Below are 20,074 nucleotides of genomic sequence, written 5' to 3'. Positions count from 1 at the left end.
TTCTCTAGGCTTCATGGACCAGATCGCCCCATTCGTCCTTCCAGAGATCATCTTCGTCTATTACCCCGACCACCCCGCCATATTTGCCGGCAAGCTGAATCGCCGATGCCAATGCCTGATGGACACCGATAGGCTCATGATGCTGCGCGGCGACCTCCGCCGCGGTGTGCGTTCCGGCCAAACCGTCCGGCGCCGTGACCTCGCCAAGCACCTCGGACGCGTCCTGATGAATTCTCAGTGAAACTTCGCCGTCTTGAGGGACGGAACGTTTGACGAAATGCGTGGTCATTCAAGGCTCTCCCTTCCCTAAAAACGCCTGCAAACGCATCACGTTCCATGGCTTGGGAGGGTTGCAAGACGCCCCCTTAACGGGGCATCAAGGCAAATCATCCCGTTCAGCTTGAGTCGCATGCGTCTGATCGCAACCCTTCTCGCGTTCGCCATTCTGGCCGGCACGGCGGCGCACGCCCAGACCGAGACCAACGCTTCGGTCGTGGAGACAGCTCCCCTGCCCGATGTCCAACCGGTCCAGATCCAGCTCTCGCCCGATATGGTGCGGCGCTATGTCGAAAGCCTGCCAGACACAATCGTCCTGGCGCGGGAGTTCGATGCCAAGGAAAAGGCGCCTCCGGCCTCGACCAACCTGGACGACATACCCTTCCTCCTCGTGCCATATCTCTTCGATCCTGAAGCGGAACGGCGCATCAATGCGGTCCTCGCCCGTTTTGGCTTCGGCAATTATGCAGCCTGGGCAAACGCGGCTTACTCGATCGCGCTGGCTGCAGAATCCGTGAACTTCGGCCGGGTCGAAGACCTCACCAGCCAGAAGGGAGCGGCCGAGCGGGAAATCCGGGCGGACAAGACCCTCAGCGATGAGGACAAGAAGAAGGCCATCGAGGACCTCGACGCTCAATTCGCCGCTCTCGCCGAATTCGAGCCCCTTCCCGGAAATCGCGAGGCGGTGCAGCCGTTTCTTCAGCGATTGAGGTCGGCAACGGGCGGCTGACCACCTATATCAGATTGAGCAACAGGAGATTCCGCCATGGCCGCTGATGGCCTTTCCGATTCCGACGTCCGCAGCATTCTCGAGGGCGTCCGCACGATCGCGGTCGTGGGCGCCAGTGAAAAGGCCGAGCGTCCCTCGAATTACGTTCCCGCATTCCTGCAGCAGCATGGCTACCGCATCATCCCCATCAATCCGGGACAGGCCGGCAAGGAAATCCTCGGCGAGACCGCGTACGCCTCGCTCGCGGATGTCCCGGAGCCGATCGATATGGTCGAAGTCTTCCGCGCGGCCGAGCATCTTCCCGGCGTCGCCGACGAGGTAATCGCGTTGGATCCCAAGCCGCGGATCCTCTGGATGCAACAAGGCATCATCAGCGAGCCGGCGGCCGAGAAGGCACGCGCGGCTGGCCTTCAGGTCGTGATGGACCGTTGCCCGAAGATCGAAATTCCCCGTCTTCAGCCGAAAACGCCGGCCTGACGGCAAAAGAAAAAGGCGCCCAAGGGCGCCTTTTTGCTTCCATTCAGGGCGATTACCGGCAGGGGTAATTCGCGACCTTCACGACTCGCCCGTTCGGATATTCGTACCAGCAGCGGCCGCGGCTATTGAAATAAAAGCCCTCGCGGCGCTCGCGATAACGGCGGCGGTCGGATTCGCTGCCGATGATGGCGCCTGTCACACCACCGATAATGGCGCCTGCCGCCGCACCGCCGGCACGGCCGGTCGCCGCGCCACCGATCACGGCACCTGCACCGGCACCGAGAAGGCCGCCAACGAGGCCACCGTCCTGAGCCTGAGCCTGAGAAAAGGTTCCGGCCATCAGCATGGCGGCCGCGATTGCAGTCTTGCGGATCATGTAATCCCCCCGTGATTTGGCGTCTAAGCCTCGCGCGTTCTCACACGCAATCGAGGCAATTTCCAGACTATTCCCGCGTTATGCTGCGAACTCGGTTTCGCCGCCGCGAAGAGCCTTTCTGACCTTCCGCTGTTTCTTGCTGCCGGAAATCGGGTGGAGTGTCTCGACCAGCTCGAGATACAGCTTGCCGGGCAGCGGCGGGGAGAACACGAAGCCCTGCGCCGCTACCACGCCTCTCTCGCGCAGATACTCGATCTGCTCGAAGGTTTCGACGCCCTCGGCCACGAACTCCATGTTCAAGTCCTCGGACAGCTTCACCAGCGTATCGATGATCGTCGACGAGCAACGCTCCGTCCCGATCGCATCGACGAACATCTTGTCCATCTTCATCTGGTCGGCGCCGAGCTTCAGCAGATAGGACATGCCGCCATGGCCGGTTCCGACATCGTCCAACGCGATACGGGCTCCAAGCTCCTGCAGCTTGGCGATGATCACCCGAGCGCTGGCAAGATTCGGTAGAGGCTGACGTTCCGTCACCTCGAGCACGACTTGGTTCGGCCGGACCGGCCCATTGCTAAAAATCTCCTGCACATCGGAGACGATGGTCATGTCGTCGAAATGCTCGGCAACCAGGTTGAACGACACTTTCAATTCCGGCCGCGGCCCATAGGCGGGTCCAAGTTCGTCGCGCGCCTGGACCATCAAGCTCCGGGTGATCTCGAATATCTGTCCCGTCGCTTCCACCAGACGAATGAACGCGCCCGGCCCGTCGATGCCGCCATCGGGTCGCCGGCGCCGGACCAGAACCTCGCAGCCACGCAGCTTGCCGGTGCGGATATCGACGAGTGGCTGGTAATAGGGAATGAAATCGCCCCGCCGGATCGCGTTCTCAATATCGCGGACTGGCCCCTCAGTTTGCCGCGCCACGCCGATCGCGACCGCGATGCTGAGCATAGCGAGCAGCAGGCCACCGGCATTGCCCCAGATAAAGAGCTCGCGATAGCTGCGCCACAACGCTTCGCTGGGCACGGCGACCGTCAGCGCGATGGGATAGCGGTCGGAGATCGCCTGGACCTCGAACGCCGACTTCCCATCGGATGCCATTTGCTGGTTCGAGAGGCGATTGGCGACGAAGGTGCCGTCAACAAGGGTCAACCGGGCGATGAAGTCGGCCTGAAGGCGGCCAACCACAAGCGCGGGCATGAGCTTCTCGCCGGAGAGCAGCATCGCCAGGCTCGCCCCATTGGGAAATTGCCAGACGAAACGCACCGATCGCGGCCCCTGGTCGTTGCCGAGGTCGACCGCGAACAGTTTGATGTTCGGATTTCCAGTATCATGGGCCGATGAGACCGTGCGAACGATGCGAGGTGCCCCGTTCGGGGTGCAGAGAGTTGCCCCCGTCGAATCGATGACGCTGACTTCACTGACCTGGGTCGCCTTCATGGCGGCTCGCGACAGCTGCGCAAGCCCATCGGGCAAACACGAGGGCTTGCTCGCCATTCCGAGTGCGACGAGTTGCGTCATCGATTCGTCGAGACGCGCTTCGACCAATTCGAGGATATGAGCCGCCGCATCGCGAACATCGGTTCGGCCATGTGCGTTGATATGCATCCAGAGTAAGAGATTCAGACCGACAAGCGGTGCGAAAGCCATCGCACACACGAGCAGCGACACTCTTGATCTGCTAGTCTTGCGCCGAACCAAAGCGCGTCTCCGCAACTTACCCTCGTCCTATAGACCGCGGCACGTTAAGCCGCTCTTAAACCGGGGACGGCGCGGAACTTGCTGTAGGAAAAGAAGAATAACGGCGGTATTGGCCGCGTCGGAAAGGGGAGAAATGGAAGCTCTCTTCATTGGTCACACCTATATCGATGTGACTTTCATCACCGACCACTTACCCACGGGGGATGAAAAGACCTTGGCCGATGACTATGCGGTCAGCTTCGGCGGCAACGCCGTCGCCGCGGCCTTCTGCTGCGCCAAGCTCGGCATCGTGCCCGACCTCCTCACCACGCTCGGCGATGACTGGCTGTCGCGAATGTTCCGGGATATGGCCTCGCGCTATTCGATACCGCTGCATTCGCGCAAAGTCCGAGAGGCGTCCCTTTCCTTCATCATGCCGAATGCCGGAAAAAGAGCGATCGTTCGCTGCCGCGATGACGACCACCTTCATCCGTTTCCGATGCTCAACCTCTCCGGCTGCCGCGCCCTGCATCTCGACGGACATCAGCCTGACGCCGCCCTCCACTACGCCAAGAGATGTCGAGATGCGGGCATTCTGACCTCGCTGGACGGCGGTGCCGTGCGAGAGAATACCGACGAGCTTCTGACCTTCATCGACGTTGCCGTCGTGTCGGAGCGGATGTGCGAACAGATGGAGCTCGCCCCTGCCGAAATGCTCGAATACCTGAAATCCAAGGACTGCAAGGTTGGCGCGGTCACGCTCGGCGAGCGTGGAATCGTCTGGTACGACGAGAAAGGCGCACCGCGCGAAACGCCGTCACTCGCGGTGCCGTTTGAGCGCGTCATCGACACGAACGGCGCCGGCGACATCTTCCACGGCGCCTATCTCTATTCGTATCTGGCGCGGCCATATGCGCCTTGGGCGGATCATTTCCGCTTCGCGCGCGCGGCATCCGCCCACTCGGTGCAGCATCTCGGTATCGAGGACAGCCTGCCGACCCTGGCAGACGTCGAATACGTCTCCCGCACAATGCGCGAGGCGGTTCAGAAAGCCTCCTGAACCGCCATCGCCGGTCAGTTCTTCTGGCTGGCGTATTCCTGCGCCTCCATCACGGCAAAAGCCGTGACGTTGACGAGGCCGCGTGTCGTCGTCGTCGACGTAACGATCTGAGCCGGACGCGCCGCACCCACCAGGATCGGACCGATCGGCAGCGAATTGTCCATCGCCGCGACGAGCTGCGAGGCGATCTTGGCCGCATCGAGATCGGGCATGACCAGCAGATTCGCGTCGCCCTTCAGGCGCGACGAGGGCAGGACACGGTCCCGCAGTTCCTGGGAGAGCGCGAGGTCCGCATTCATCTCGCCATCGGCTTCGAGGTAGGGCGCCTGCTCATGCAGGATCGCCAGCGCTTCCCGCATCTTCAGCGAGCTTGCCGAGTCACGCGATCCGAAATTGGAATGGCTGAGAAGCGCGATCTTCGGCTCGACGCCGAAGCGGCGCACGACCTCGGCTCCAAGGCGCGCCTTCTCCGCGATCTGGGCCGCCGTCGGCTCGAGGCCCACGTAGGTATCCGAGATGAACAGCGCTCCGCGGGCTGTGATCAGCAGCGAGATCGCCGCATAATCGGAAACACCCTGGTTCTTGCCGATCACGTCGTTGATCGTGGCCAAGTGTGCCGGATAACGGCCTTCGAGACCGCAGATCATCGCATCCGCTTCGCCACGGAGAACCGACAGTGCCGCGATCACGGTCGCATCGGTGCGAACGATCGTACGGGCCAGATCAGGCGTCACGCCATGGCGCCCTGCCCGGTCCAGATAGAGCGCGACGTAATCGCGATAGCGCGGATCATCCTCGGGATTGACGATGGAAAAGTCGCGTCCGGACGCGATCGACAGGCCGAATCGCTTCAGGCGCGTCTCAATCACCTGCGGACGGCCGACGAGGATCGGTTGAGCGAGACCTTCCTCGACCACGACCTGTGCCGCACGCAGCGTCCGCTCGTCCTCGCCCTCGGCGTAGATGACGCGGCGCGGCGATTCCTTCGCGGCGGCGAAGATCGGCTTCATCACGAAACCCGAGCGGTAGACGAAGCGCGACAGGCGGTCGTCGTATGCGTCGAAATCCGCGATCGGCTTGCGAGCAACGCCGCTCTCCATCGCCGCGCGGGCAACGGCTGGCGCAATGCGGAGAATCAGACGCGGATCGAACGGGTTCGGGATCAGCGATTCACGACCGAAACCGACCGTCTCGCCTCCATAGGCGCGCGCGACCACGTCCGACGACGCCTCGCGAGCCAGAGCGGCGATCGCCTTCACAGCCGCCTGCTTCATCTCCTCGTTGATCGTCGATGCGCCAACGTCGAGCGCGCCGCGGAAGATGAACGGGAAGCAGAGGACGTTGTTGACCTGGTTCGGGAAGTCCGAGCGGCCAGTGCAGATCATCGCATCCGGGCGAACTTCGCGAGCGACGTCCGGCATGATCTCGGGCATCGGGTTGGCGAGCGCCAGGATCAGCGGGTTCGGCGCCATCGCCTTTGCCATTTCGGGCTTCAGCACATTGCCAGCGGAGACGCCCAGGAAGATGTCGGCACCACCGATGACGTCGGCGAGCGTCCGGGCCTTCGTCTTCTGCGCATAGACCTCGGTCCAGCGGTTCATCAGGACGTTGCGGCCTTCATAGACCACGCCTTCGAGGTCGGTGACCCAGATGTTCTCGCGCTTTGCGCCCATGTTGACGAGCAAGTTCAGACACGCCGTGGCTGCGGCGCCCGCACCAGATGTCACGATCTTGACATCCTGCATGCGCTTGTTGGCGAGTTCCAGCGCGTTGACGATCGCCGCCGCGACGATGATCGCCGTGCCGTGCTGATCGTCGTGGAACACCGGAATGCCCATCCGCTCCTTGAGCTTCTCTTCGATCTCGAAGCACTCGGGTGCCTTGATGTCCTCGAGGTTGATGCCGCCGAAGGTCGGCTCCAGCGCCGCTACGACTTCAACGACATGATCCGGCTCGGTCGCGGCGATCTCGATGTCGAACACGTCGATGCCGGCGAACTTCTTGAACAGGACGGCCTTGCCTTCCATGACAGGCTTCGACGCCAGCGGGCCGATATTGCCGAGGCCGAGCACGGCCGTGCCGTTCGAAATGACTCCGACGAGGTTCTGACGACCGGTCAGTTCGGCCGCTTCCTCCGGCTTCTCGTGGATTTCCTCGCAGGCGGCGGCGACGCCCGGCGAATAGGCGAGCGCCAGGTCGCGCTGCGTGCCGAGCGGCTTCGTCGCCTGGATTTCGAGCTTGCCCGGCTTCGGATGGCGGTGGAACGCAAGAGCCGCTTTACGGAGATCGTCGGAAATATTCGAAGCCATGAGAAGCCTGTTCGTCGAGGGGGCCTGAGTGAACGCCCTTCGAAGGCATTCTTCAAGCTGGGGATTTTGTTCTTAATCCAGCAATTCCAAATACATCGCCATCGCGTGAAGTGACGATGACGCGGGCGGCGAGGCTACTTCTCCGGCAAGTTTACGCGGATATGCAATTCGCGAAGCTGTTTCGGAGTGGCCGTCGCCGGCGCACCCATCAGGATGTCTTCGGCACGTTGGTTCATCGGGAACAGCGCGATCTCGCGGACGCTCTGCGCACCGCAGAGCAGCATCACGATGCGGTCCACGCCGGCCGCCATGCCGCCATGCGGCGGCGCGCCGTATTGGAACGCGCGATACATGCCGCCGAAACGCTCAATGACCGTCTCCTCGCCATATCCGGCGATTTCAAAGGCCTTGATCATTGTTTCCGGCCTGTGGTTGCGAATGCCGCCCGAGGCGATCTCGTAGCCGTTACAAACAAGGTCGTACTGGAACGCCGGGATCGTCAGCGGATCCTTGGTCTGCAGCGCTTCCAGGCCGCCCTGCGGCATCGAGAACGGGTTGTGCGAGAAGTCTACCTTCTTCTCCTCTTCGTTCCATTCGTAAAACGGGAAATCGACGATCCAGGCGAGTTCGAACCGGTCCTTGTCGATCAGACCAAGCTCCTCGCCGACGCGGATACGAGCGGCGCCGGCGAGCTTCGCCGCCTTGTCCTCGACGCCGGCCGAGAAGAACACCGCATCGCCCGCGCCGATGCCGGCCGTGGAAGCGATCGAGGCCTGCACGTCGGCCGGAAGGAACTTCGCGATCGGCCCCTTGCCGGTCAGCACGCCGCTCTCGTCATCGAAAACGATATAGCCGAGTCCCGGCGCGCCCTCGCCGCGCGCCCAGTCGTTCAGCTTGTCGAAGAACGAGCGCGGCTGCGTCGCGGCGCCCGGCGCCGGGATCGCGCGGACAACGCCACCCGAGGCGACGACGTTCTTGAAGGCGTTGAAGGTCACCTCTTCCTTGGTGAACTCCGAGCTCACATCGGCGATGACGATCGGATTGCGGAGGTCCGGCTTGTCCGAACCGTATTTCAGCATCGCGTCCGAATAGCGGATGCGCGGGAAGCTCGGCGTCACCGGCTTGCCTTCAGCGAATTCCTCGAACACACCGCGCAACACCGGCTCCATGGTCGAGAAGACGTCTTCCTGCTCGACAAAGCTCATTTCCAGGTCGAGCTGATAGAATTCACCAGGCAGGCGGTCGGCACGCGGATCCTCGTCGCGAAAGCACGGCGCGATCTGGAAGTAGCGGTCGAAGCCCGCAATCATCAGAAGCTGCTTGTATTGCTGCGGCGCCTGCGGCAGCGCGTAGAAATTGCCGGGGTGAATGCGCGATGGCACCAGGAAGTCGCGCGCGCCTTCCGGCGATGACGCGGTCAGGATCGGCGTCGCGAACTCGGTGAAACCAGCATCGCCCATCCGGCGGCGCATGGACGAGACGATCTTCGTCCGCGTCATGATGTTCTTGTGCAGCGTTTCGCGGCGCAGATCGATGAAGCGGTAGCGGAGACGGATGTCCTCCGGGTAATCCGGCTCGCCGAACACCGGCAGCGGCAGTTCGGCCGCGGCGCCGAGCGTTTCGACGTCCTTGATGAAAAGCTCGATCTGCCCGGTCGGCAGCTCGGCGTTCTCCGTGCCAGCCGGACGCTTGCGGACGGTGCCCTCGATCCGGATCACCCATTCCGAGCGAACCTTCTCGACATGCTTGAAAGCGGACGAATCCGGATCGGCCACGCACTGCGTCAGGCCGTAATGATCACGCAGGTCGATGAAGAGGACGCCGCCATGGTCGCGAATGCGATGAACCCAGCCCGAAATGCGAACGGTTTCACCAATGTGCTCCTCGCGAAGCTCGCCGCAGGTATGGGAGCGGTAACGATGCATGACCGGGTGTCCTGAAAATTCTTGGCAAACGCGCCTGATGCGCTAAAGGCGGCGGAGAACCGCACGCGACGCGGCCAATTGTCAACCGTCGCAGTCGTGCATCGCGCGCGAGTCGGTTATATGACGGCCTATGTTGATTACGACCACCGCTGATCTTCAGGCCGCCTGCGCCCGTCTCAGTTTATCGAAGTTCATCACCGTCGACACCGAGTTCCTGCGGGAAACGACGTTCTGGCCAAAGCTTTGCCTCGTCCAGCTCGCTGACGACGAAGGCGCTTTTGCTGTCGACGCCCTGGCCCCTGGCCTCGATCTGGGCCCCCTCTTCGCGCTGATGGCCGACGAGCGCGTGCTCAAGGTCTTCCACGCCGGCAGGCAGGACATCGAGATCATGTGGCATCGCGCCAAGCTGATCCCGCATCCGGTGTTCGATACCCAGGTCGCAGCGATGGTGCTCGGCTATGGCGAGTCGATCTCCTACGACCAGCTTGTCCAGCGCATCACCAGCGTCCAGCTCGACAAGTCGTCGCGCTTCACCGACTGGAGCCGCCGGCCCCTGACCGAGGCGCAGCTCACATACGCGCTGGCCGACGTCACCTATCTCCGCTCGGTCTATCGCCGCCTGTCGGAAGACCTCGAAAAACGGGGCCGCAGCGAATGGGTGACCGAGGAGATGTCGATCCTGACCTCGGTCGACACCTATCGCCAGGCTCCGGAAGACGCCTGGAAGCGCATCAAGGCACGGTTGCGCAAGCCGCGCGACCTCGCTGTTCTGATGGAAGTCGCCGCCTGGCGCGAGCTCGACGCCCAGACCCGCGACGTTCCGCGGTCACGCATCATGAAGGACGAAATTCTCGCCGAGGTCGCACTGCGGGGCCCGACCAGTCCTGAAGCGCTGGCCAGCCTGCGCGGCTTACCGAGCGGCTTCGAGAGATCGAAGGCGGGCGGCGACCTCATCGCAGCGGTCAAGCGGGGCGTGGAACGCGATCCGACGACCATCCCGAAGATCGAACGCGACCGTCCGCCACCGAATGGTGCCGGTGCAACCGTCGAGCTGCTCCGGGTTCTTCTCAAGATGATCTCGGAGAAGGAAGGCGTCGCGCCGAAAATTCTGGCGACGACCGACGATCTCGAACAGATCGCGGCCGACGACAACGCCGATGTCCCCGCCCTTCACGGCTGGCGGCGCGACCTGTTCGGCGAGAAGGCGCTCGGGCTCAAGCGAGGCGACATCGCGCTCGGCCTGCGCAAAGGCCGGGTCGCCGCGGTCGAGATCAAGGATTGATCGTCAGCTGACGATGATCTCGGCTTCCTTGCCGATCAGCCGCCCGAGCTGGCGCAGCCGGTTGTGCAAGCGGTCGCCGGCCAGATCGCGCAATTCATGCGAGAGGCGTAGCACCAGTTTGTCGCTCGAGACCTCGATTGGCGCTTGGGGCAGGATGCCGGGCATCGAGGCCGAAACCAGATAAGCCACACGCATCGCCGCGCCGACGATCTTCGCCCGTTCCAGCAGACGCGGCATCGCGAGCTGCAGCAGCATCGGGCTGACGCCGTCGTCACTCAGGCCCTCATTGCGATAATAGATCGCCAAAGCCAGAAACGCCCGGCCGGGATGGTCGACGCCGACGAAAGCGGCGTTGGCGATGATGTTCAGGCTCTGCTGGCCGCGATAGTCTGGATGCGCGCGCCAGCCGATATCGGCGAGATGACAGGCCGCATGGCGCAGCCGGCGATCGCTGGGATATTCCTCGAGCAAAGCGGTCTCGAACAGGCGCTCCGTCCAGTCGATCAGTTCGTAGCCATGCTTCGGCGAGCGCGAGCGGAGAACGTTGAATTCTTCGGCCGCCGCGATCAGTGCGTCGACCTCACGCGTCTGCTCATCCAACATCTCGTAGAGAAGGCCCTCGCGGACGCCCATGGCCGAGACGACGACATCCTTCGGTTTCATCACGCGGAGCACGTATTCGAGAACGACCGCGCCATAGGCCAACAGCGGCCGACGCTCGCTCGGCACGACATTGATGAACGGGATACTCTCCGGCGTCTGCATCCGGACGCGACGGCAAAGGTTCAGCGCTTCCTTGGTCGGGATCGTATAGGCGTGCATCACCCTAAGCGGGTAATGCTTCTGTGCCATGTGAAGACGCGCAAGTGAGCGCCAGGTGCCGCCGACGGCATAGAAGCTCCGGCCTTCTTGCCCCTTCAGCAGACTGGCTTTGCCCATGGCGTCGCGAACGATCTTGCTCGCCTTCTTGATCGATCCTTCGGAGACGTCCTGCAGCGACAGGCCGCCGAGCGGAAGCGTGATGCCCTGACCAACCTCGTGATCCTTCACGTCGATCAGTTCGAGGCTGCCGCCGCCTAGATCGCCGACAATACCGTCGGCATGAAAAATGCCGGAAACGATGCCCAGCGCCGACAAATGCGCCTCGCGCTTGCCGGACAGGAGCTCGATATCCGCCCGGCAGATATCTCGCGCCTCATCGAGGAAAGCCTGGCCGTTCGCGGCGTCGCGCGCGGCGGCCGTCGCCAGCACCTTGACCTCGTCGACGCGCATGACGTCGCAAAGCGCACGGAACCGCTTCAGCGCCGCCAGCGCCTTGGTGACGGCACGTTGCGTCAGTCGCCCCGTCGTCGCCACGGAGCGGCCGAGGCCGCAAAGCACTTTCTCGTTGAAGATCGGCGTCGGGCTGCGAGTCAGCCCCTCATAGACGACCAGTCGGACCGAGTTCGATCCGATGTCGATGACGCCGATCGTCGGGCCTGTCCGCAAACGACCGCGCGCCTCCTCGACTGCGTCGAGGCTCGCCGGCAGTTCAGCGGTTGGCGAGACGCCGAGGCGAACTCTTTTTAACAGATTTACCACGTCCCGACAGGCTCGGATTGGTCATGAAATAACGATGCGCGTTGAATGGTTCCTCACCGTCCGCGGGGTATATGCGACGCGAGGTTCCATCCGGCAATACGGTCCAGCTTTGCTGGTTGTCCTTCAGATTCGCCACCATGATCTGGTCGAGCACCTGCTCGTGGACCGTGGGGTTCAGGATTGGCACGAGCGTCTCGACGCGACGGTCGAGATTGCGCGGCATCAGGTCTGCCGAGGCAATGTAGACCGCGGCCTCGGGGTTCGGCAGACCCTTGCCATTACCGAAACAATAGATGCGAGAATGTTCGAGGAACCGGCCGACGATCGACTTGGCGCGTATGGTTTCCGAAAGGCCCGGAACACCAGGGCGCAGGCAGCAGATGCCACGGACGATGACGTCGATTTCGACGCCGGCGCGACTCGCATCGTAGAGCGCATCGATGACGACGCTGTCGACCAAGCTGTTCATCTTCAGCCAGATCGCCGCCGGACGGCCGGCCTTGGCATGGTCGATCTCGGCCGCAATGTGATCGAGGATGCGGCGACGCAGGCTAAATGGCGAGACCGACATCGCCTCGAGTTCGGCCGGCTCGGCATAACCAGTGATGAAGTTGAAGATGCGCGCGACATCGCGACCGATCACGGGATCGGCGGTGAAGAAGCTGAGATCGGTATAAATCTTTGCCGTGATCGGGTGATAATTCCCGGTGCCGGCGTGGCAGTAGGACACGAGCTGCCCTGCTTCGCGGCGCACCACCAGTGACAGCTTGGCGTGCGTCTTCAGCTCCAGGAAGCCGAACACGACCTGCACGCCGGCACGCTCCAGGTCGCGCGCCCAGCGGATGTTGGCCTCTTCGTCGAAGCGCGCCTTGAGCTCGACCAGCGCCGTCACCGACTTGCCGGCCTCCGCCGCCTCCGCGAGCGCCTTGACGATCGGGCTGTCCGACGATGTGCGATAGAGCGTCTGCTTGATCGCGACCACGTTCGGATCGCGCGCCGCCTGGTTCAGGAACTGGACGACGGCGTCGAAGCTCTCATAGGGATGATGGACGACGATGTCCTTCTGCTTGATCGCCGCAAAGCAGTCGCCGCCGTGCTCGCGGATGCGTTCCGGGAAGCGCGGATTGTAGGGAATGAACTTCAGCTCCGGCCGATCGAGCGAAACGATCTGAGAAAGCTCGTTCAACGCGATCAGGCCGTCGACGAGGAACACCTCGTTCTCGCTCACGTCGAGCGCGTCAGCCACGAAAAGGCGAAGCTCTTCCGGAGTGCCGCTCTGAATTTCGAGTCGGATCACCGTGCCGCGACGGCGCTGCTTCAATGCGGATTCGAACAGCCGGACGAGATCTTCGGCCTCTTCCTCGACTTCGAGGTCAGAGTCGCGGATGACACGGAACGCGCCCTGCCCCTTGACCACATAGCCGGGGAACAGACGGCCGATGAACAGGCCGATCGTGTCCTCGAGCAGGATGAAGCGGGTCACGCCCGGATGGCCGTCAGTGGCGATGCGGATGAAGCGTTCGATCTTGGCGGGAACGCGGATCAGAGCGTTCAGCGGCCGGCCATCGCTCTGGCGCGTCAGCTGCAGCGCAAGCGAGAAGCCGAGATTGGGAATGAACGGGAACGGGTGCGCCGGGTCGATCGCCATAGGCGTCAGAACCGGGAAGATGTACTGCATGAAATAGTCGTCGAGCCAGGCGCGCTCATGCTCGCCGATCTCGTCGCGGCCGACGATGACGACGCCCGCTTTTTTCAGATCGCCCTGAATCGACAGCCAGCGGCGCTGCTGGTCGTGCGCGAGTTCGACGACGACTTCGTTGATGCGGTCGAGCTGCTCGGCAGGCGTCCGGCCGTCCGGGCTCACCACGGTAACGCCGGTGCGGACCTGCCCCTTGAGGCCCGCGACGCGGACCATGAAGAATTCGTCGAGATTGTTCGCCGAGATCGACAGGAAACGGAGTTGCTCCAACAGCGGATGGTTCGGATTGTCCGCTTCTTCCATCACCCGGCGGTTGAACTGGATCCAACTGAGTTCGCGGTTGATGAAGCGTTCCGGGGAATGGCGAACGTCAGTCGAAGGCTCGGCGCCGGGGGTGACGACTGCAGTCGCGTCGAGGACTTCGACGACTTCATCTTCGGACATCATTGGGCCACCCGTTTTTGCCGGTTTGGCCCTGCTGTTACGACCCGAAGATGACGGTTGCGCGACGGACATCTACTCCTCGATTTCCTCGAACCTTGCCATCACCTCGGACGCGATCGGGCGCGTGACGCGTCGACCCAGCGAAAGCGCCTCCTCATCGAGCGCTGCGACGAGGTCGCGCGCGACTCCAAGCGATCGGTGCATGCGGCGGGAAATATAGTCGACCACCTCGGCATCCACGGCAAGCTGCCGATCATGAAAGAGTTTCACCAGAACCGCTCTAACCAACGCGTCGTCAGGCGCAAAGAGTTCCGCGACGGGCAGCGCGCGAAGGCGGGACGCCAGGTCCGCCAGTTTCGGCCAGATCAAGTTCGGCACCTGCGAAGCCGTCAGCAGAAGCCAGAACTTCTTCTCACGTGCGGAATTAACAAGATGAAATAGGACTTTGTCCTCGCTGCCGTTCGCATTGATGTTCTCAACGGCGACGGCGCCTTCGATCTCGTCGACCGCCGCCAATGTCAGGCGTCTCGCGTCCAAAACCGCGGCGTCCGCCTGCTCGCTCCAGATCGCCGTCAGATGGCTCTTGCCGCTGCCATGCGGACCGACCAGCAGAGCGGAGCGACCTGGCCAGTTCGGCCATTTTGTCAGGAAGGAATGCGCCTGCTCGTTCGACGGCGTCACGAGATAGTCAGCCGCATCGAACGCTGGACCGGAATCGAGCTGGAAGACCAGCTGCCGCGGCGGGCGTGTCATGCCTTGCCAGTCGATGCTTTCCGGCGCGGCTGTTTCGGCTTCGCGGCCTCTCCGCCGGTGTAGAATTCACTCGCCAGATACTGCGACAACGCAAACCGGACGATGACACCGGCAGCGGCCGCGAGCGGCACTGCGAGAAGGAGGCCGACAAAACCGAACAGCGCGCCAAACGCGAATAGCGCGAACATCAGCCAGACCGGATGGAGGCCGACCGAGCGGCCGACGAGGTTCGGCGAAAGGATATTACCCTCGATGAACTGGCCGACAGCGAAGACGAGCAGGACCAGCCCGATCGAGACATAGTCCGGCCAAAACTGAACGAGCGCCACGCCCGTCGCCACCACGAGGCCCGTCAGCGAGCCGACATAAGGCACGAAGCTGATGAGGCCCGCCCCGAGGCCGATAAGAAGGCCGAAGTTCAGGCCGACGACGGTCAACCCGACTCCATACATCGTGCCGAGCAGTATGCAGACAATCGATTGACCCCGGACGAAGCCCGCGACCGCGTCATTCATCTCGCGCGCCAATTGGCGAACCGTGTCGCGATGGCGCACAGGCACCCACCCGTCGATCGAGCCAGTCATGCGGTCCCAATCTACCAGCATGTAGAAGGCGACCACAGGAGTGACCACGAGAAGGCTCGCCACCGACATCAAGGCTGCGCCGCCCTGCAGCAGGCTTTTCAGGAAGTCACCCGCCCAGCTTGCTCCCTGCGAGACGATACCGCCGATCGAGGATTGAACGCTCGGCAGCCGGTCGCCGGCAATACTGCGCAACCATCCCAGTCCTGGGCCGGCAATCAGCGCCTGGATCCTGGATATGTAGTCCGGGAGATTGTTGACGAATGCCTGTAGCTGATCCACCAGCATCGGCACGAGGATCGCGCCGAGTACGATCACCACCAACAGGAACGCCAGCAGGATCAGGACGGCGGACGTCGTTCGCCCGATCCCGGTGCGAGACAGCCGGTCGGCAAGCGGATCCAGCATATAGGCAAGCGCAAAACCGGCCACGAACGGCAGCAGGATATCGCTCAGCAGCCAAAGCACGAAGACGACCAGGACAAACGCCACAAGCCAGAAAATGACTTGGCGTTGGATCGTCATTCCCGAGCGCTCTTCCTCGAGCTCGGCTTCGGAGGTGCCGGTTCTGCCATGTGACGCATCCATGCGGCGAGATAGGCAGCCGCCGAGACGAGCGTCAAGCCAGCCGTCACGAATGCGGCGGGATAGAGCATGTGGCCCCAGTCGACGCCGAACCCTTTCGTCGAAAGGATCGCCGCGGCAAAGAGGATCTGCGCTACCGTATTCAGCTTCGAGACCATCAAAGGTTTGATGGTGATGGGCTTTTCCATCAGCCAGGACAGGATGACGGCGCCAACGATCATCACGTCGCGGAACACGACGATGATCGCGAGCCAGTTCGGAATGACGTCCCCTATCGCGAGCGTGACATAGATCGAGACGAGAAGCGCCTTGTCGGCGATAGCGTCGAGATAAGCGCCGAGCTCGGTCCGCTGATTCCAGCGGCGAGCGAGATATCCGTCGACACCGTCCGAAATTCCGGCGGCGAGAAACACCCAGAATGCGAGCTGGATGAAGCCGCCGAGTATGGCCCAGACAGCGACCGGCACGGCGACGAGACGCAGCACCGTGATCGTGTTGGGCAGGTTCATCGGCATCCGGCCGAGACGTTATCGCGCGTGCCGGAGCTTTGGGAAGTGCGGCCTTACCGTTGAAAGCCCGCGTCTCTCGGGCTAAGCCCCGTGTCGAACGGAGATTTGGATGTCCGAGAAAAGCCAGGGCCTGACCTATCGCGACGCGGGGGTCGATATCGACGCGGGCAATGCCCTGGTTGAGGCGATCAAGCCTTTGGTGCGCGCGACGCGCCGGCCGGGCGCGGATGCGGAGATCGGCGGCTTCGGCGGCGTCTTCGATCTGAAGGCCACCGGTTACAAGGATCCGGTCCTGGTCGCCGCGACGGACGGCGTCGGCACCAAGCTCAAGATCGCGATCGACACCGGCATCCACGATACGATCGGCATCGATCTCGTGGCGATGAGCGTCAATGACCTCGTCGTTCAGGGCGCCGAGCCCCTCTTCTTCCTCGATTATTTCGCCTGCGGCCATCTCGCGCCGCAGACTGGTGTCGACGTCGTGAAGGGAGTGGCCGCCGGCTGCGTCGAGGCAGGCTGCGCGCTGATCGGCGGCGAAACGGCCGAAATGCCCGGCATGTATGCCGACGGCGACTATGATCTCGGCGGTTTCGCGGTCGGCGCGGCGGAACGCGGTATGCTGCTGCCGAAGGGCATCGCCGCAGGCGATATCCTGCTTGGCCTCGCCTCGTCGGGTGTCCACTCGAACGGCTATTCGCTGGTTCGCCGCGTCGTCGAGCGTGCCGGCCTGAAATGGACGGACCCTGCGCCGTTCGCGCCCGCCGTCAGCACGGGCCGTGCCCTCCTCGCTCCGACCCGGATCTACGTGAAGTCGATCCTCTCAGTGCTGAAGCAGCACACCGGCCTCAAGGGCCTCGCCCATATCACCGGCGGCGGCTTCCCGGACAACATCCCGCGCGTTCTGCCCGATGATCTGGCCGCCCGTCTCGATCTCGCCGCCATCGACACCCCCGGCGTCTTCCGCTGGCTTGCCTCGGCAGGCGGTATCGCCGAGAGCGAGATGCTGCGCACCTTCAACTGCGGCATCGGCATGGTTGCGGTTGTCGCCCCCGAGCAGGCCGTTGCGATCGCCGCCTCGTTCGCCGCGGCCGGCGAGAGCGTGATCCGCCTTGGCGAGGTCGTGCCGCGCACATCCGGCGGCACCGAGAACATTGGCTCGCTGGACCTCGCCTTCTGATGAGAAGGCTCAAGACCGCCGCCCTTATCTCCGGCGGCGGCAGCAATATGGCGGCGCTCGTCGCGGCTGCGAAACAGCCGGACTATCCGGCCGAGATCGCCCTCGTCATCTCAAGTCGTCCGGATGCAGGCGGCCTCGCCAAGGCGGAAGCCGCCGGAATCCCGACGGCCGCCTTCGACCACAAGGCCCATGATCGCCCGGGCCTCGAAAGGCTCGTCGACGAGGAATTGGCCGAAGCCGGCATCGAGCTCGTCTGCCTCGCCGGCTGGATGAGGCTGCTCTCGCCCTATTTCATCGAGCGCTGGCATAACCGGCTGATCAACATCCATCCGGCTCTGCTGCCAAGCTTCAAGGGCCTGCATACCCACCAGCGGGTCCTTGACGAAGGTGTGAAGATTCACGGCTGCACCGTGCATTACGTGCGCCAGGAGATGGATGCCGGGCCGATCATCGCGCAGGCGGCCGTGCCGGTGCTCGATGGCGACACCGCCGACATCCTGGCCACACGCGTTCTGATGGCGGAGCACATGCTCTACCCGCACGCGCTCGCGCTCGTCGCCTCCGGCCGCGCGCGGGTCGAGGGCGAACACGTCGTCTATTCCGGACAGCCGAGCGACGCCGTACACCCGCTCCTCATTGCTCCTCCGCTCTGACTTATTTGCAGACCGCGAGAGCCTTGGTCGCTTCGGCCTGCACCGTCGGCGTCAATTTCTTCGTCGAGCTGTAGGCCAGGATGTCGGCGTCCGTCATCGCCTTGGCCACTCGCGAGGCGTAGCAATTGCATTTCGGTCCGGCGCCCTGATCCGCGGCCTTGCCGGATTGGGTGAGTACGCAGCCATCGAGCAGGCGGATGCGCACCTGCTCACGCGTCAGTGGCGGGCCTTTCGGGGCCGAGCCGAACAAGAACTGAGCTTCGGCCGGGGCTGCCAACAGAGCCACCGCCAGCATTGCGCCACCAATTCGCACCAGACCTGCTGCACCAGCCATCGCCGCCTCCAGAAACAAAAAAGCGGGTAGCCCGAGAGCTACCCGCTTTGCAAGATTGAGAAACGCCGATCCCCCGGGATCAGCCGACGATCTCGCCGTCCTCGAAGAAGTATTTTATCTCGTTCGGAGCGGTGTCCCCGCCGTCCGAACCGTGGACCGAATTGGCCTCGATCGACTCCGCGAAATCCTTGCGGATCGTGCCCGGCTCTGCATCGGCCGGGTTCGTGGCGCCCATCACTTCGCGGTATTTCGCGATCGCGTTCTCGCCTTCGAGAACCTGGACGATCACCGGGCCGGAGATCATGAAGTCGACGAGTTCGCCGAAGAACGGCCGCTCGCGGTGAACGGCGTAGAAGCCTTCGGCCTGTTCGCGGGTCAGATGGACGCGCTTCGACGCGATCACGCGTAGCCCGGAGCTTTCGATCCGGTCGATGATCTTGCCGGTAATGTTCCGGCGAGTAGCGTCAGGCTTGATAATCGAGAAAGTACGTTCGAGCGCCATAACATCCCGCAATGGTCTGGAAAAAGACGTGCGGTTATACCGATAGGGGCGCGGTCGCCGCAACTAAAACTGGAGAGGTTCGAGAGACCAAATTCGTCGCGGGGGAAATGGTCCCGGCGCGGCCTCGAAAAAGGAAAGCGCCGGGCGGAAACCGCCCGACGCAAATCAGGATCAGGCTGCGCCCGTAACCTCTTCGACGCGCTTCTTCTGCTTGGCACGGACCATGAGCCAGCCCACCACGACGACCGCCGCGGCGCAGAACAGAGCAACCGTCATCTCCCAGCTATGGACGAACTCCTCGCCGAAACGCTCGGCAAGAGCCACGTCCGAGAGCAACATCTCGCCGGCCACGAAGCCGAGAAGCGCGGCACCCGCCCAGACGATGACCGGAAACTTGTCGATCAGCCACAGGATGGCCGCCGAACCGGCAATAATCATGGGGATCGAGATCACGAGGCCGATGATCAGAAGACCCCAGTGGTCGCCCGCCACGCCGGCAATGGCAATCACGTTGTCGAGGCTCATCACGAGGTCGGCGATAGCGATCGTGCCAACGGCACGCCAGACGCTGTCGTGCGCGGCAACACCATGGTCGCCTTCGTCCTTCGGTCTGATCAGATCGATCGCGATCCAGAGAAGCGCGAGCGCTCCAACGATCTTGAGATAGGGAATCCCCATCAACGTGACGATGATCATGGTGAAGATGATGCGCAGTCCGATTGCTACGCCAGCACCCAGAATCATGCCGATCTTGCGCTGATTGTCAGGAAGCGACCGGCACGCCATCGCAATCACGACGGCGTTGTCGCCCGACAACAGGGCATTAATCCAGATGATCTGACCGAGTGCGATCCAGACTTCGGGTGAATCCCATGACAACGTATTTGCCTCCTTCCACCGGACGGTCTCCGTCCGAAAAGCGTTGAACCCCGAATAAGCCCGGGTTGTCCGGGTCTGTTATTGTGTTGGGCGCATTGCGCGCGGCCGCGACCGGCGAGCCTGCCGGTGTCAACGCGGAGGGCATACTACGCAAACTTTCCTCAGTAAATATACGCTGTTCTACGGATGTCTCCCTTTCAGGCGCGATTTTTTGCGGCTATTTTCGGGCGCGGAGAGAAAAAGCGTTATTCTACAAATG

The 20,074-nt window shown here is 62.8% G+C and carries 19 protein-coding genes; 6 read left to right on the top strand and 13 right to left on the bottom strand.

Translation table 11 applies throughout. The annotated features are described in order from the left end of the window. Positions 1-4 precede the first annotated feature (4 nt). Positions 5-289, bottom strand: a complete 285-nt coding sequence (locus ACFPFW_RS10265; RefSeq protein WP_114955702.1) for a hypothetical protein — start codon at positions 287-289, stop codon at positions 5-7. A gap of 120 nt (positions 290-409) precedes the next feature. On the opposite strand from ACFPFW_RS10265, the gene ACFPFW_RS10260 reads away from it, so the two are divergent. Together ACFPFW_RS10260 and ACFPFW_RS10255 are read left to right on the top strand one after the other, a co-directional pair. Next, entirely contained in the window at positions 410-1,006 is a 597-nt protein-coding gene (locus tag ACFPFW_RS10260; protein WP_114955703.1) for a hypothetical protein, read from the top strand. A 36-nt stretch (positions 1,007-1,042) separates the two neighbouring features. Beyond that, complete coding sequence (locus ACFPFW_RS10255; protein WP_114955704.1) at positions 1,043-1,483, top strand: CoA-binding protein; 441 nt, start codon at positions 1,043-1,045, stop codon at positions 1,481-1,483. A 52-nt stretch (positions 1,484-1,535) separates the two neighbouring features. On the opposite strand, the gene ACFPFW_RS10250 is transcribed toward ACFPFW_RS10255, so the two are convergent. Next, positions 1,536-1,859 carry a glycine zipper domain-containing protein gene (locus tag ACFPFW_RS10250; RefSeq protein WP_114955705.1) on the bottom strand — a complete coding sequence of 108 codons (324 nt, stop codon included), beginning with the start codon at positions 1,857-1,859 and terminating at the stop codon, positions 1,536-1,538. Between the two features lie 78 nt (positions 1,860-1,937). After that, positions 1,938-3,533 (bottom strand): EAL domain-containing protein, encoded by a 1,596-nt coding sequence (locus tag ACFPFW_RS10245; RefSeq protein WP_379770565.1) that lies wholly within the window; start codon positions 3,531-3,533, stop codon positions 1,938-1,940. A 163-nt stretch (positions 3,534-3,696) separates the two neighbouring features. Between ACFPFW_RS10245 and ACFPFW_RS10240 the strand changes: the two genes are divergently transcribed. Beyond that, complete coding sequence (locus tag ACFPFW_RS10240; protein WP_114955707.1) at positions 3,697-4,602, top strand: sugar kinase; 906 nt, start codon at positions 3,697-3,699, stop codon at positions 4,600-4,602. A 14-nt stretch (positions 4,603-4,616) separates the two neighbouring features. Here the strand turns inward: ACFPFW_RS10240 and ACFPFW_RS10235 are convergent, their stop codons facing one another. Together ACFPFW_RS10235 and aspS are read right to left on the bottom strand one after the other, a co-directional pair. Then, positions 4,617-6,911, bottom strand: coding sequence for an NADP-dependent malic enzyme (locus tag ACFPFW_RS10235; protein ID WP_114955708.1), 2,295 nt, complete (start codon positions 6,909-6,911; stop codon positions 4,617-4,619). A gap of 134 nt (positions 6,912-7,045) precedes the next feature. Then, positions 7,046-8,836, bottom strand: a complete 1,791-nt coding sequence (gene aspS, locus ACFPFW_RS10230; protein ID WP_114955709.1) for an aspartate--tRNA ligase — start codon at positions 8,834-8,836, stop codon at positions 7,046-7,048. 130 nt (positions 8,837-8,966) lie between these two features. Between aspS and rnd the strand changes: the two genes are divergently transcribed. Further along, complete coding sequence (rnd, locus tag ACFPFW_RS10225; RefSeq protein WP_114955710.1) at positions 8,967-10,118, top strand: ribonuclease D; 1,152 nt, start codon at positions 8,967-8,969, stop codon at positions 10,116-10,118. Between the two features lie 3 nt (positions 10,119-10,121). Here the strand turns inward: rnd and ppx are convergent, their stop codons facing one another. The 5 genes from ppx to ACFPFW_RS10200 all read right to left on the bottom strand — a co-directional run bounded on the left by ppx (position 10,122) and on the right by ACFPFW_RS10200 (position 16,270). Further along, on the bottom strand, positions 10,122-11,699 hold the full coding sequence (gene ppx, locus ACFPFW_RS10220) for an exopolyphosphatase (protein WP_379770559.1): 1,578 nt from the start codon (positions 11,697-11,699) through the stop codon (positions 10,122-10,124). After that, on the bottom strand, positions 11,650-13,845 hold the full coding sequence (locus ACFPFW_RS10215) for an RNA degradosome polyphosphate kinase (RefSeq protein ID WP_379770556.1): 2,196 nt from the start codon (positions 13,843-13,845) through the stop codon (positions 11,650-11,652). The genes ppx and ACFPFW_RS10215 overlap by 50 nt, the downstream gene beginning before the upstream one ends. Positions 13,846-13,914: 69 nt before the next feature. Further along, a complete protein-coding gene (locus ACFPFW_RS10210; RefSeq protein WP_114955712.1) occupies positions 13,915-14,595 on the bottom strand; it encodes an HdaA/DnaA family protein in 681 nt (226 codons plus the stop codon). Next, positions 14,592-15,701, bottom strand: a complete 1,110-nt coding sequence (locus tag ACFPFW_RS10205; RefSeq protein ID WP_114955713.1) for an AI-2E family transporter — start codon at positions 15,699-15,701, stop codon at positions 14,592-14,594. The genes ACFPFW_RS10210 and ACFPFW_RS10205 overlap by 4 nt, the downstream gene beginning before the upstream one ends. Continuing rightward, positions 15,698-16,270: a CDP-alcohol phosphatidyltransferase family protein gene (locus ACFPFW_RS10200; protein WP_114955931.1), complete on the bottom strand. Its 573-nt coding sequence runs from the start codon at positions 16,268-16,270 to the stop codon at positions 15,698-15,700. Before ACFPFW_RS10200 ends, ACFPFW_RS10205 begins: the two co-directional genes overlap by 4 nt. Positions 16,271-16,379: 109 nt before the next feature. Here ACFPFW_RS10200 and purM point away from each other — a divergent pair, with 109 nt between their 5' ends. Both purM and purN read left to right on the top strand, forming a co-directional pair. Then, on the top strand, positions 16,380-17,447 hold the full coding sequence (gene purM / locus ACFPFW_RS10195) for a phosphoribosylformylglycinamidine cyclo-ligase (RefSeq protein WP_114955714.1): 1,068 nt from the start codon (positions 16,380-16,382) through the stop codon (positions 17,445-17,447). Next, positions 17,447-18,100, top strand: a complete 654-nt coding sequence (gene purN / locus ACFPFW_RS10190; RefSeq protein WP_114955715.1) for a phosphoribosylglycinamide formyltransferase — start codon at positions 17,447-17,449, stop codon at positions 18,098-18,100. The genes purM and purN overlap by 1 nt, the downstream gene beginning before the upstream one ends. Before the next feature lies 1 nt (position 18,101). Here the strand turns inward: purN and ACFPFW_RS10185 are convergent, their stop codons facing one another. The 3 genes from ACFPFW_RS10185 to ACFPFW_RS10175 form a co-directional block, all read right to left on the bottom strand. Beyond that, a complete protein-coding gene (locus tag ACFPFW_RS10185; protein ID WP_162799585.1) occupies positions 18,102-18,434 on the bottom strand; it encodes a hypothetical protein in 333 nt (110 codons plus the stop codon). A gap of 79 nt (positions 18,435-18,513) precedes the next feature. After that, positions 18,514-18,936 carry a nucleoside-diphosphate kinase gene (gene ndk, locus ACFPFW_RS10180; RefSeq protein ID WP_114955717.1) on the bottom strand — a complete coding sequence of 141 codons (423 nt, stop codon included), beginning with the start codon at positions 18,934-18,936 and terminating at the stop codon, positions 18,514-18,516. A 171-nt stretch (positions 18,937-19,107) separates the two neighbouring features. Further along, the gene (locus ACFPFW_RS10175) at positions 19,108-19,815 is read right to left on the bottom strand and encodes a TerC family protein (RefSeq protein ID WP_114955718.1); all 708 of its coding nucleotides are present in this window, start codon (positions 19,813-19,815) and stop codon (positions 19,108-19,110) included. Positions 19,816-20,074: the final 259 nt, after the last annotated feature.

Origin of the sequence: Flaviflagellibacter deserti, assembly GCF_042652085.1 — a bacterium.
GTDB classification, from domain to species: Bacteria; Pseudomonadota; Alphaproteobacteria; order Rhizobiales; family Methylopilaceae; genus Flaviflagellibacter; species Flaviflagellibacter deserti.
Note: the sequence above shows the minus strand (reverse complement) of the source record. Positions and strands in the feature narration are given on the sequence as shown.

Coding starts and splice junctions, on each gene's coding strand:
- ACFPFW_RS10265 (WP_114955702.1), bottom strand. CDS start 289: ATGACCACGCATTTCGTCAAACGTTCCGTCCCTCAAGACGGCGAAGTT.
- ACFPFW_RS10260 (WP_114955703.1), top strand. CDS start 410: ATGCGTCTGATCGCAACCCTTCTCGCGTTCGCCATTCTGGCCGGCACG.
- ACFPFW_RS10255 (WP_114955704.1), top strand. CDS start 1,043: ATGGCCGCTGATGGCCTTTCCGATTCCGACGTCCGCAGCATTCTCGAG.
- ACFPFW_RS10250 (WP_114955705.1), bottom strand. CDS start 1,859: ATGATCCGCAAGACTGCAATCGCGGCCGCCATGCTGATGGCCGGAACC.
- ACFPFW_RS10240 (WP_114955707.1), top strand. CDS start 3,697: ATGGAAGCTCTCTTCATTGGTCACACCTATATCGATGTGACTTTCATC.
- ACFPFW_RS10235 (WP_114955708.1), bottom strand. CDS start 6,911: ATGGCTTCGAATATTTCCGACGATCTCCGTAAAGCGGCTCTTGCGTTC.
- aspS (WP_114955709.1), bottom strand. CDS start 8,836: ATGCATCGTTACCGCTCCCATACCTGCGGCGAGCTTCGCGAGGAGCAC.
- rnd (WP_114955710.1), top strand. CDS start 8,967: ATGTTGATTACGACCACCGCTGATCTTCAGGCCGCCTGCGCCCGTCTC.
- ACFPFW_RS10215 (WP_379770556.1), bottom strand. CDS start 13,845: ATGATGTCCGAAGATGAAGTCGTCGAAGTCCTCGACGCGACTGCAGTC.
- ACFPFW_RS10210 (WP_114955712.1), bottom strand. CDS start 14,595: ATGACACGCCCGCCGCGGCAGCTGGTCTTCCAGCTCGATTCCGGTCCA.
- ACFPFW_RS10205 (WP_114955713.1), bottom strand. CDS start 15,701: ATGACGATCCAACGCCAAGTCATTTTCTGGCTTGTGGCGTTTGTCCTG.
- ACFPFW_RS10200 (WP_114955931.1), bottom strand. CDS start 16,270: ATGAACCTGCCCAACACGATCACGGTGCTGCGTCTCGTCGCCGTGCCG.
- purM (WP_114955714.1), top strand. CDS start 16,380: ATGTCCGAGAAAAGCCAGGGCCTGACCTATCGCGACGCGGGGGTCGAT.
- purN (WP_114955715.1), top strand. CDS start 17,447: ATGAGAAGGCTCAAGACCGCCGCCCTTATCTCCGGCGGCGGCAGCAAT.
- ACFPFW_RS10185 (WP_162799585.1), bottom strand. CDS start 18,434: ATGGCTGGTGCAGCAGGTCTGGTGCGAATTGGTGGCGCAATGCTGGCG.
- ndk (WP_114955717.1), bottom strand. CDS start 18,936: ATGGCGCTCGAACGTACTTTCTCGATTATCAAGCCTGACGCTACTCGC.